Genomic DNA, 10,914 nt, shown 5'->3' on the forward strand with positions numbered 1-10,914 from the left:
ATCTCCAACGCCAAGCCCAAGATTGCGGACTATCCGTTCACGACGTTGCATCCCAACCTCGGTGTCGTGCGCGTCGCGCCCGAGAAGAGCTTCGTTGTCGCGGACATTCCAGGCCTCATCGAAGGCGCCTCCGAGGGGGCTGGCCTCGGTCACCAGTTCCTGCGCCATTTGCAACGCACGCGGCTGCTGCTGCATGTCGTCGACATCGCGCCCTTTGATCCCGAGGTCGATCCGGTCAAGGAAGCCAAGGCTATCGTGGCCGAGCTGAAGAAATACGACCCTCAGCTGCATGCCAAGCCACGCTGGCTGGTGTTGAACAAGCTGGACATGGTTCCCGAGGAAGAGCGTGCCACGCGCGTGAAGGACTTCGTCAAGCGCTATCGCTGGAAGGGGCCGGTCTTCGAGATCTCGGCGCTGACACGCCAGGGCTGCCAGCCGCTGATCCATGCGATCTACGAACACGTCGCTGCCGAGCAGAACGTGCTGGTCGAGCCCGATATCCGTTTCGAGTCCAACAGCCCCGCCGAATGAGTTTGCTGTCCAGCGCACGCCGCATCGTCGTCAAAGTCGGTTCCAGCCTCGTCACTGACGAGGGCCGCGGCATTGATGCCGAGGCGATCGCGAACTGGAGCCGCCAGCTGGCGGCGTTGGCGAAAGAGGGCCGTGAGCTGATCATGGTGTCCAGCGGCGCTATCGCTGAGGGCATGAAACGTCTCGGTTGGGCGACACGCCCCAAGGAACTGCACGAGTTGCAGGCCGCTGCAGCCGTCGGTCAGATGGGCCTGGCGCAGATGTACGAGAGCCAGCTCAGTGCCCAGGGCATGGCCAGTGCCCAGGTGCTGCTGACGCACGCCGACCTGGCGGACCGGGAGCGCTATCTCAATGCGCGCTCGACGCTGCTGACGTTGCTGGCCCACCGCGTGCTGCCCGTCATCAACGAGAACGACACCGTCGTCAACGACGAGATCAAGTTTGGCGACAACGACACGCTGGGGGCGCTGGTCGCCAACCTGGTCGAGGCCGATGCGCTGGTGATCCTGACCGACCAGCGCGGCCTGTATTCAGCCGACCCACGCAAGGACCCGACCGCCCGCTTCATCGATACGGCACAGGCCGGCGATCCGGAGCTGGAGCGCATGGCTGGCGGCGCCGGCTCGAGCATCGGCCGCGGCGGCATGATCACCAAGATCCTCGCGGCCAAGCGCGCAGCTGGCAGTGGCGCCGGCACTGTCATCGCCTGGGGGCGCGAGCCCGATGTGCTGCTGCGCCTGGCGCGCGGCGAGGCCATTGGCACGGCCCTGCTGGCGGCCACGCCCAAGCTGGCGGCGCGCAAGCAGTGGATGGTCGACCATCTGCAACTGCGCGGCTCGGTCAAGGTGGATGCCGGCGCGGCGATCAAGCTGCGGGACGAAGGAAAAAGTCTGCTGCCCATCGGCGTGGTGGAAGTGCAGGGCGGCTTCCATCGTGGCGATGTCATCGCCGTGCAGACGGCCGAGGGCGTCGAACTCGCGCGCGGCCTGGCCAACTATTCAGCCTCGGAAGCCCGGCTGATTGCGCGCAAGCCCTCGTCGGAGTTCGAGGCCTTGTTGGGCTATGCGGCTGAACCTGAGCTGATCCACCGAGACAACTTGGTTCTCCGTTAGGAGCGCCAGCGTCAGTTGGGCGGCTCGCCCTCTGGTGGCGTTGCCGTTGCCTCCAGTGGCGCGTCCAGCGGCATTGGCCCGCTGTTGCGCTCCCGGTGCGCGGGCCGCATGCCGGCGCGCAGATAGCGGTTGTGATGGTTGATGCGCGGCAAGTAGCGCGCCAGTTCCGTCAGCGCCATCTCGTAAACGCCGCGCTTGAACTCGATGACGGCCTCCAGCGGCACCCAGTACTCGTTCCAACGCCAGGCGTCGAACTCCGGGTGATCGGTGGCGCGCAGGTTCATGTCGCAGTCGCGCCCCACCATCTGCAGCAGGAACCAGATCTGTTTCTGGCCCCTGTAATGGCCACGCGCATCTCGCCGAATGAAATGCTCGGGCACCTCGTAGCGCAGCCAGTCGCGAGTCCTCGCGATGATGCGCACATGCTCTGGCGTGAGCCCCACTTCTTCGTGGAGCTCTCGGAACATCGCCTGCTCAGGCGTTTCACCGTGCTTGATGCCCCCTTGCGGGAACTGCCACGAGTGCGTCCGGATGCGTTTGCCCCAGAAGACCTCGTTGCGTTGGTTGAGCAGGATGATGCCGACGTTGGGGCGGAAGCCTTCACGGTCGAGCATAATCAACCTCAAATCTCTAGTTGGTTCGATTATTGCATCGGGCCGCGATGGTCACAGCGCCCTCGCTAACCCGCAGAGTTCTCCCTGTTTTGTCGTGACTTCGGCCGGGTTTTCACCCGGCCTTCGCATTTGCCAGGCGCTCTCCTGGCCTTTGATCCGGTCTGCCCATGAAAGCCTCCCAGTTCTTCGTCTCCACCCTCAAGGAAGCGCCCGCCGATGCCGAGGTCGTCAGCCACAGGCTGATGATGCGCGCCGGCATGATCAAGCGCCTGGGCGCCGGCATTTACAACTACATGCCGATGGGTCTTCGTGTCATCCGCAAGGTCGAGAAGATCATCCGCGAGGAGATGGACGCTGCCGGCGCCGTCGAATGCCTGATGCCCGTCATCCAGCCAGCCGAGCTGTGGCAGGAGACGGGCCGCTTCGACAAGATGGGCCCCGAGTTGTTGCGCGTGAAGGACCGCCATGGCCGCGACTTCATCGTGCAGCCGACCAGCGAGGAGGTCATCACCGACATTGCCCGCCAGGAGCTGCGCAGCTACCGCCAGCTGCCGAAGAATTTCTATCACATCCAGACCAAGTTCCGCGACGAACGCCGTCCGCGCTTCGGCCTGATGCGCGGCCGCGAATTCACGATGAAGGACGCCTACTCCTTCGACCGTGACGTCGAGGCCGCCGGCCGCAGCTACGACAACATGTACGCGGCCTACGGCAAGATCTTCGACCGCTTCGGCCTGCAGTACCGCGCCGTCGCTGCAGACACCGGTGCCATCGGCGGCGACCGCTCGCATGAGTTCCAGGTCATCGCCGAGACCGGCGAAGACGCCATCGTCTATTGCCCGACCAGCGACTACGCCGCCAACATCGAGCTGGCGGAAGCCGTCGCCCTGCTGCCCGGCCGCGCCGACGCGCTGCAGACGCTCACCAAGACGCCCACGCCGGGCAAGGCTACGTGCGCCGAGGTGGCGCTGCTGCTCGGTCTGCCGCTCGCGCAGACGGTCAAGTCCCTGGTGCTGGCCACCGACGAGCTCGACAAGGACGGCAACATCGTCAAGACCCAGGTCTGGCTGCTGCTGGTGCGCGGCGACCACGACCTGAACGAGGTCAAGGCCGGCAAGGTCGAGGGATTGAAGGGCGGCTTCCGCTTCGCGACCAGCGGCGAGATCGACGCCCATTTCGGCTGCAAGCCCGGCTACCTTGGTCCCATCGGACTGAAGCAGCCGCTGAAGATCGTCGCCGACCGCACGGTCGCCGTCATGAGCGACTTCGTCTGCGGCGCCAACGAGGCTGACTTCCACTTCACCGGCGCCAACTGGGGCCGCGATCTGCCCGAGCCCGACGTCGTTGCAGACATTCGCAACGTCGTTGCCGGTGACCCCTCGCCCGACGGCAAGGGCCTGCTCGCCATCCAGCGCGGCATCATCTGGCCGGACGCCATCGCACCCTTCACCGTCGTCATCTGCCCCATCGGCATGGACCGGAGCGAAGAGGTCAAGGCCGCCGCCCACAAGCTGTACGAGGAGCTCAAGGCGCTGGGCGTTGACGTGCTGCTGGACGACCGCGGTGAGCGCCCCGGCGCGATGTTCGCGGACTGGGAGCTCATCGGCGTGCCGCACCGCGTCGTGCTGGGCGACCGTGGCTTGAAGGAAGGCCAGGTCGAGTACCAGGGCCGTCGCGACGAGGCCGCGACCAAGCTCGCCGTGGCTGATGTGGTCGGCCACCTGAAGGGCCTGCTCAAGCTTTGAAGCGCCGGCTGCTGCTGTCCAGCCTGCTCGCCGCGCCGCTGGCGGCGCAGGCCGGCGCCCAGGTCGAGGAGCCGCTGGCGGACTCGATGCGCTCGGCGCTGACCGCCTCCATCGCCCAGGCGGCCCCGCCGCGCCCGAAGTTCGAGGCCAGCCAGGTCGATGAGCGCATGGCCTATCTGCGCTGGCTSGGCGCGATGAGCGAGCGGCTGAAGAAGCGCAAAACCGAGACGCAGATCCGTATCGAGTTCCTCGAGACGGTCTGGTACGAGGCCAAGCGCGCGGGCCTGGAGCCCAGCCTCGTGCTCGGCCTCGTGCAGGTCGAGAGCGGCTTTCGCAAATACGCCATCAGCATCGCCGGTGCGCGCGGCTATATGCAGGTCATGCCCTTCTGGGCCAAGCTGATCGGCGACGGCGATGCCGCGCGCCTCTTTCACATGCAGAGCAATCTGCGTTTCGGCTGCGTCATCTTGCGCCACTACCTGGACCTGGAGAAGGGCGACCTCTTCCTTGCTCTGGGCCGTTACAACGGCAGCCGCGGCCGGCCCGAGTATCCGAACGCCGTATTTGCCGCGCGGCGGCAGTGGTTGCTGCCCGGCGAGAAATGACTCAGGGCTTTCCCGGCGTGGCTTGTGGCCGGGAGCGGTCAGGGCGTTAGGCTTTGAGGTTTCGTCCACAAGACAAGCCACCCATGCCCGCTGCCAAACGCTTCGCGCCTCTTCTCCTGACGACATTGCTGGCCACCAGCCTGAGCTGGGCTCAGCAGCCCTCGGACAACCCCCTCTTCGCGCCCAGCGCCTTGCCGCTGCAATACCCGCAGTTCGACAAGTTACGCGACGAGCATTTCGGCCCGGCCCTGGACAAGGGCATGGCCGAGCAACTGGCCGAAATCCAGGCCATCGCCGACAACCCTGCAGCGCCGACTTTCGACAACACCATCGTCGCGTGGGAGAAGAGTGGCCGGTTGCTGGGCCGCACCTCCACGCTGCTGTTCAGCCTGCTTGGTGCCGATGCCAACCCCGCCCGCCAGCAGTTGCAGACCGACTACGCCGCCAAGCTCGCCGCCCATCGCGACGCGGTGCTGCTCAACCCCAAGCTGTTCGCCCGCATCGAGACCTTGTACGCGGCGCGTGGCAAGGCAGCGCCCAACGCCGAAGGCAAGCGCCTCATCGAGCGCTACCGCCGCGACATGGTGCGTGCCGGTGCGCAGCTGAGCGACGAACAGAAGGTGCGCATGAAGGCCATCAACGCCGAGTTGGCGACGCTGGGCGCGCGCTTCAACAAGGCGGTGCTGGCTGAAGTCAATGACTCGGCTCTCATCGTTGACAGCGCCGAGGATCTTGCCGGGCTCACGCCGGCCCAGGTGGCCGCCGCGGCCGAGACCGCCAAGAAGAAGGGTCTGGAAGGCAAGTACCTGTTGACGCTGCTGAACACCACCATCCAGCCGCTGGAGACCGAGCTGCAGAACCGCGCGCTGCGCGAGCGCCTGCACCGCGCATCCGTCGCGCGCGGCAGCCGCGGCAATGCCAATGACACGACGGGCATCGTGTCCCGCGTGATGACGTTGCGCCAGGAGCGTGCGGCCCTGCTCGGCTATGCGACGCCCGCCGCCTATGTGCTGGAGGAGGAGACGGCCAAGTCCGCCGAAGCCGTCAATGCCATGCTCGGCAAGCTTGGGCCGGCGGCCGTGGCGTCGGCCAAACAGGAGGCCGCCGAGCTGCAAAAGCTCATCGACACCGACCAGGCCGCCAAGAAGCAACCCAGCTTCGCCCTGCAGCCCTGGGACTGGAGCTACTACGCCGAGAAGCTGCGTGCCGCCAAGTACGGCTTCGACGAAAGCCAGCTCAAGCCCTATCTGGAGCTCTCCAGCGTGCTGGAGCGCGGCGTGTTCTTCGCCGCCAACCAGCTCTACGGCATCAGCTTCAAGCGCCGCACCGACCTGCCGGTCTACCGCGACGACGTGCGCACCTACGACGTCTTCGACACCGACGGCAAGCAGCTCGCCATCTTCATCGCCGACCTCTACGCCCGACCCAGCAAACGCGGCGGTGCATGGATGAACGCCTACGTCAGCCAGAACGCGCTGGAGGGCACGCAGCCGGTCGTTGCCAACCATCTCAACATCCCCAAGCCACCAGCCGGTGAGCCGACTCTGCTGACCTGGGATGAGGTCAACACCTTGTTCCACGAGTTCGGCCACGCGCTGCATGGCATGTTCAACAAGGGCCAATACCCGGGCCTGGGCCGCGTGCCGCGCGACTTCGTTGAATATCCCTCGCAGGTCAACGAGGTCTGGGCCGACTGGCCCAGCGTGCTGGCCAGCTATGCCAAGCACTACCAGACTGGCGAGGCCATGCCGCGTGAACTGCTCGACAAGGTGGCGCGTGCCAAGCGCTTCAACCAGGGCTACACGACACTGTCCTATCTGAGCGCCGCCATCGTCGACCAGCGCCTGCACCAGCTCAAGGCCGGCGAAGTGCCCGCAGCCGACGGCATCATGGCCTTCGAGGCCAAGGTGCTGAAGGACGAAGGCGTTGACTTCGGCCCCGTGCCGCCGCGCTATCGCCTGCCTTACTTCAGCCACATCATGGGCGGCTACTCGGCCGGCTACTACGCCTACATCTGGAGCGAGGTGCTGGACGCAGACACCGTCGAATGGCTGAAGGCCAATGGTGGCTTGAAGCGCGCCAACGGCGATGCACTGCGCGCCAAGCTGCTGTCGCGCGGTGGCAGCGAGGATGCGATGGTGCTGTTCCGCCACCTCGTGGGCCACGAGCCCGACATCAAGCCGCTGCTGGAGCGGCGTGGGTTGGTGGTGCAGAAGCCCTGAGCGGGCCAGGGGAACGCTGAATCGGTCCCGTGATGCAGCGCGCCCTGGTTTGGGATRGACTGCAAGGCGCAAACCACAGCCATAGCGGGCTATGGCGAGGATTTGCAACGCCGCAGGCCGCCCAAAGCAGGGATGCGCTGCGCGCGAGTGACTGGTTTAGCGTTTCCCTAGAGCCCGGCCCAGGACTTGGGCTGCGCTGCCGCGACGCCGGCCAGCTCCAGTACCCGCTCGGCGGTCTCGTTGACCATCTCCTCGATCGTCTTGGGGCGGTGATAGAAGGCCGGCAGCGGCGGGAAGCAGATGCCGCCCATTTCGGTCACCGCGACCATATTGCGCAAATGGGCCAGGTTGAGCGGTGTCTCGCGCACCATCAGGATCAGCCGGCGGCGCTCCTTCAAGGTGACGTCGGCGGCGCGGGTCAGCAGGTTGTCGCCAAGCCCGTGAGCAATCGCCGCGAGCGACTTCATCGAACAGGGCGCCACGATCATGGCGGCGGTCGCGAAGCTGCCGCTGGCGATGCAGGCGCCGATGTCTCCTGGCGCGTAGGCATGGTCCGCCTCGGCTTCCAGCGCAGAGCGGTCCAGGCCGAGTTCGTGATGGACGTTGAGGATGCCGGCGGGCGTGGCGATCAGATGGGTCTCGACGCCCAGCTCGCGCGAGCGGCGCAGCAGCCGCAGCGCATAGGCCGCCCCGGTTGCGCCCGTCAGCCCGACGACGAGCCTTTGGGTCATCAGGAGGCCGTCAGGGCCTGCTGCAGCTCACCCGACTCGTACATCTCCATCATGATGTCCGAGCCGCCGAGGAATTCGCCGTTGACGTAGAGCTGGGGGATGGTGGGCCAGTTGGCGTAGTCCTTGATGCCCTGGCGCACTTCCTCGTCCTCGAGCACGTTGAAGGTCTTGAGATCGGTCACGCCGGCGGCCTTCAGGATCTGGATGGCGCGGCCGGAGAAACCGCACATCGGAAACTGGGCGGTGCCCTTCATGAAGAGCACGACGCGATTGGACTTGACCAGGTCGTCGATGCGTTGCTGAACGTCACTCATTGCTGTTCTCGTCAAAAGGCAAAACGGCAATTATCCGGGACGCGCCCGGTTGAGCGTCAGTAGCTGTACGCCAAGCCCAATTGCAGCAAGGGCTTGAAGCGCAAATCGCGCATGGCGTCCTCGAAGCCCTGGGCGCTGCTACGGCCCAGGCGCAGGCTGCTGCCATAGGAGCCTGACATCAGGCCGAAGTCGGCGCTGAAGGCCAGGCCGCTCTTGTGCACGCGGCCGGTGTAGCCGATGCCGACGTAGGAGAGATTGGCGTTGTCCAGCGAATAACCGTCAGGGCCGTTCAGCGACAGGCTGCGCCGCCCCGCGGAGACCGGGCCGCTGCCCAGGGCCAGGCCGCCACTGCTTTGCGACATGGACAGCGGGCCGAGCAGCAGGCCCCCGGTGGCACGAAGGCCGCCGCGCAGGCTGGAGAAGCCTGAGCTGGTGAGGTAGTAGTCGCCAAGCAGGTTGGCGCTGAGCACACGGGATCCGCCGAGATGGGGCTGCTGCGCCTCGCTGCCGCTGTCGATGCTGTTCAGCTGCAATCGCGCCTGCCAGCGCGGATTGGCGTTGTCGTCGGCCTGGGCCGAGACGGCATGGATAGCACAAAGGACAGAGAGGCTCAGTACTGCAGCGCTGGCGAGGCGGGCCATGATCGTCTCCTGCGCGGTGCATCGAGTGGCACCGGGATTTGATACTACGCCGGCCAGTCAGTTACGGGAATGAAGAACTGGCAGCAATACATCACACATTTCGGGGAGCTTTCAGCTGGTTGCACGCCAGCAGCCGCCACTGGCCCGCGGCCGACCGCCCAGGTCGCGCCTCAGCGTGGCCTGGGCAAACCCCCGTGCGGCCAGGCGGGCGGCGACCGCTTCGGCCTGGTCCCAGCCGTGTTCCATCAGCAGCCAGCCACCATCGTTGATGTGTTGCGGTGCAGCATCAATCAGGGTTTGCAGGTCGGCCAGTCCGTCACCTCCAGGCGTCAGGGCCGTGATCGGCTCATGGCGCAGGGCTGGCAGATGCGGGTCGTCGCCGGCGATATAGGGCGGGTTGCTGACGACGAGGTCGAAGCGCCGGTCGGCCAGCGGCGCGAACCAGTTGCCGTGCCGCCAGTCGACGGCCAGACCCAGGCGTTCACCATTGGCGCGAGCAACAGCCAAGGCGTCGGCGCTGAAGTCAACGGCCGTGACCTGGGCGTGCGGGCAGGCGGCCTTGATGGCCAGCGCGATGGCGCCACTGCCGGTGCCGAGGTCGGCGACGCTGGATTGGCCCGGCAGGGCGGCGAGCAGTTCCAGCGCCCAGTCGACGAGGGTTTCGGTGTCAGGGCGCGGGATCAACGTTGCCGGCGTGACCTGCAGCATCAGACCGTGGAAGGGCTGCCAGCCGGTCAGGTGGGCCAGCGGTTCACCAGCGGCCAGCCTTTGCAGCGCGGCTTCGGCGCCGGGTGCGAGTGCGTCGCCGTGGGTGACAAGCCAGGCGCGGCCCTGGCCGGTCAGGTGGCCGAGCAGCGTCTGCACATCGCCGCGCTCGACGCCGAGCTGGCGGGCGAGGGCGAGCGCCTCATCGACTGTCACGCCCGGCCTTCTTCGAGCTGAGCCAACTGCTCGGCCGCCTGCGCCGCCTGCAGGCCCTGGATGACGTCGCCGAGGTCGCCGTCCATGATCTGGCCCAGCTTGTAGAGGGTCAGGTTGATGCGGTGGTCGGTCAGGCGGCCCTGGGGGAAGTTGTAGGTGCGAATGCGGTCGCTGCGGTCGCCGCTGCCGATCAGCCCCTTGCGCGTGGCAGCCTCCTTGGCGGCGCGCTCGCTGCGTTCCTTCTCCTGGATGCGTGCCTGCAGCACCTGCAGCGCCTTGGCCTTGTTGCTGTGCTGGCTGCGGCCGTCCTGGCATTCGGCCACGATGCCGGTGGGCAGATGGACGACGCGTACAGCGGAATCGGTCTTGTTGATGTGCTGGCCACCGGCGCCGCTGGCACGGAAAGTGTCGATGCGCAGGTCGGCCGGGTTCAGCGTGATGACCTCGGCCTCGTCGGGCTCGGGCATCACGGCGATCGTGCAGGCGCTGGTGTGAATGCGGCCCTGGGTTTCGGTCGCCGGCACGCGCTGCACGCGGTGGCCGCCGGATTCGAACTTGAGACGACCGTAGACGGCATCGCCCTCGACGCGCACGACCAGTTCCTTGTAGCCGCCGAGGTCGGAGATGTTCTCGGACAGGATTTCGGTGCGCCAGCCCTGGCCTTCGGCGAAGCGCAGATACATGCGCGCCAGGTCGCCGGCGAACAGGGCCGCCTCGTCGCCACCGGCGCCGGCGCGGATTTCGAGGAAGGCGTTGCGCTCGTCGTCCGGATCCTTGGGGATCAGCGCGAGTTGCAACTCTGCGTCGAGCGACGTCAGTGCTGTCTCGTTGGACGCAATTTCCTCGCGGGCCATCTCCGCCATCTCAGCGTCCGCCAGCATGTCGCGTGCCGCGGCGAGATCGGCCTCGTGTTGCAGATAGCGCCGGTAGCGCTCGACCAGGCCAGACACCTCGGCCTGCTCCTTGGTCAGCGCGCGGTAGCGCTTCATGTCCGAGGCGACGCTGCCGTCGGCAAGGATGGTGTCGAGCTCGGCGAGGCGGAAGCCGAGGCGGTCGAACTGCTGGCGCAGGGAGTCTTTCATGGGCACGGAACGGGAATGCGGTCAGGGGCGGCGCAAGCGATGCACCGAGCGGCGGCTTGAGAGCGCCGCTAAGACTGCTTGCCGCGCAGGAAGAGGCGCGACACCGTCTGGGCCAACTGCAGGCGTTGCTCGCCGTCGCTGGCGTGCAGTTCGGCCARCGTGCCGTGAAGCAGCTTCTGCGTGATGCCCTTGGACAGCGCATCCAGCACCTCGTCCACGTCCGCGCCCTTGGCCAGCAGCTTGCGGGCGCGGGCGATCTCCAGCGCCCGCCAGTCGTCGGCCTGGGCATGCAGAGCCTGGATCAGAGGCACGGTGTGGCGCTGGTCCAGCCAGTGCATGAAGCTCTGCACGCCGGTCTCGACGATGGCCTCGGCCTGGGCCACGGCGGCCTGGCGT

Annotated in this window: 11 protein-coding genes and 1 pseudogene; 5 read left to right on the forward strand and 7 right to left on the reverse strand. The window is 66.6% G+C overall.

Annotation, left to right across the window (positions count from 1 at the left end):
* Positions 1–531 (forward strand): Obg family GTPase (locus ACXJKR_RS14125; RefSeq protein WP_457323372.1); only part of this gene is annotated, 531 nt, incomplete at its 5' end.
* Positions 528–1,643, forward strand: a complete 1,116-nt coding sequence (gene proB / locus ACXJKR_RS14130) for a glutamate 5-kinase (RefSeq protein ID WP_056203390.1) — start codon at positions 528–530, stop codon at positions 1,641–1,643. The genes ACXJKR_RS14125 and proB, both read left to right, overlap by 4 nt.
* A gap of 11 nt (positions 1,644–1,654) precedes the next feature.
* Here the strand turns inward: proB and ACXJKR_RS14135 are convergent, their stop codons facing one another.
* Complete coding sequence (locus ACXJKR_RS14135; protein WP_457323373.1) at positions 1,655–2,257, reverse strand: RNA pyrophosphohydrolase; 603 nt, start codon at positions 2,255–2,257, stop codon at positions 1,655–1,657.
* A gap of 167 nt (positions 2,258–2,424) precedes the next feature.
* Between ACXJKR_RS14135 and ACXJKR_RS14140 the strand changes: the two genes are divergently transcribed.
* From ACXJKR_RS14140 to ACXJKR_RS14150, 3 genes are all read left to right on the forward strand, one after another.
* Positions 2,425–4,002: a proline--tRNA ligase gene (locus ACXJKR_RS14140; RefSeq protein WP_457323374.1), complete on the forward strand. Its 1,578-nt coding sequence runs from the start codon at positions 2,425–2,427 to the stop codon at positions 4,000–4,002.
* Positions 3,999–4,607, forward strand: coding sequence for a lytic transglycosylase domain-containing protein (locus ACXJKR_RS14145; RefSeq protein ID WP_056203398.1), 609 nt, complete (start codon positions 3,999–4,001; stop codon positions 4,605–4,607). Before ACXJKR_RS14140 ends, ACXJKR_RS14145 begins: the two co-directional genes overlap by 4 nt.
* Positions 4,608–4,690: 83 nt before the next feature.
* Positions 4,691–6,829: a M3 family metallopeptidase gene (locus ACXJKR_RS14150; protein ID WP_457323375.1), complete on the forward strand. Its 2,139-nt coding sequence runs from the start codon at positions 4,691–4,693 to the stop codon at positions 6,827–6,829.
* 167 nt (positions 6,830–6,996) lie between these two features.
* Here the strand turns inward: ACXJKR_RS14150 and ACXJKR_RS14155 are convergent, their stop codons facing one another.
* The 6 genes and pseudogenes from ACXJKR_RS14155 to ACXJKR_RS14180 all read right to left on the reverse strand — a co-directional run.
* Positions 6,997–7,560, reverse strand: coding sequence for a UbiX family flavin prenyltransferase (locus ACXJKR_RS14155; RefSeq protein ID WP_457323376.1), 564 nt, complete (start codon positions 7,558–7,560; stop codon positions 6,997–6,999).
* The gene (gene grxD / locus ACXJKR_RS14160; protein ID WP_457323377.1) at positions 7,560–7,874 is read right to left on the reverse strand and encodes a Grx4 family monothiol glutaredoxin; all 315 of its coding nucleotides are present in this window, start codon (positions 7,872–7,874) and stop codon (positions 7,560–7,562) included. Before grxD ends, ACXJKR_RS14155 begins: the two co-directional genes overlap by 1 nt.
* A gap of 56 nt (positions 7,875–7,930) precedes the next feature.
* Complete coding sequence (locus ACXJKR_RS14165) at positions 7,931–8,515, reverse strand: hypothetical protein (RefSeq protein WP_056203407.1); 585 nt, start codon at positions 8,513–8,515, stop codon at positions 7,931–7,933.
* Positions 8,516–8,626: 111 nt separating this feature from the next.
* A complete protein-coding gene (prmC, locus tag ACXJKR_RS14170) occupies positions 8,627–9,436 on the reverse strand; it encodes a peptide chain release factor N(5)-glutamine methyltransferase (RefSeq protein ID WP_056203410.1) in 810 nt (269 codons plus the stop codon).
* Positions 9,433–10,518, reverse strand: a complete 1,086-nt coding sequence (prfA, locus tag ACXJKR_RS14175) for a peptide chain release factor 1 (RefSeq protein ID WP_457323378.1) — start codon at positions 10,516–10,518, stop codon at positions 9,433–9,435. Before prfA ends, prmC begins: the two co-directional genes overlap by 4 nt.
* Before the next feature lie 68 nt (positions 10,519–10,586).
* A pseudogene (locus ACXJKR_RS14180) lies at positions 10,587–10,914 on the reverse strand (glutamyl-tRNA reductase); the annotation flags it as partial.

The sequence above is a fragment of the Roseateles sp. P5_E11 genome (assembly GCF_054049355.1).

What these genes read in the sequence shown, in the direction of transcription:
- proB (WP_056203390.1), top strand. Translation starts at nt 528, where the DNA reads ATGAGTTTGCTGTCCAGCGCACGCCGCATCGTCGTCAAAGTCGGTTCC.
- ACXJKR_RS14135 (WP_457323373.1), bottom strand. Translation starts at nt 2,257, where the DNA reads ATGCTCGACCGTGAAGGCTTCCGCCCCAACGTCGGCATCATCCTGCTC.
- ACXJKR_RS14140 (WP_457323374.1), top strand. Translation starts at nt 2,425, where the DNA reads ATGAAAGCCTCCCAGTTCTTCGTCTCCACCCTCAAGGAAGCGCCCGCC.
- ACXJKR_RS14150 (WP_457323375.1), top strand. Translation starts at nt 4,691, where the DNA reads ATGCCCGCTGCCAAACGCTTCGCGCCTCTTCTCCTGACGACATTGCTG.
- ACXJKR_RS14155 (WP_457323376.1), bottom strand. Translation starts at nt 7,560, where the DNA reads ATGACCCAAAGGCTCGTCGTCGGGCTGACGGGCGCAACCGGGGCGGCC.
- grxD (WP_457323377.1), bottom strand. Translation starts at nt 7,874, where the DNA reads ATGAGTGACGTTCAGCAACGCATCGACGACCTGGTCAAGTCCAATCGC.
- ACXJKR_RS14165 (WP_056203407.1), bottom strand. Translation starts at nt 8,515, where the DNA reads ATGGCCCGCCTCGCCAGCGCTGCAGTACTGAGCCTCTCTGTCCTTTGT.
- prfA (WP_457323378.1), bottom strand. Translation starts at nt 10,518, where the DNA reads ATGAAAGACTCCCTGCGCCAGCAGTTCGACCGCCTCGGCTTCCGCCTC.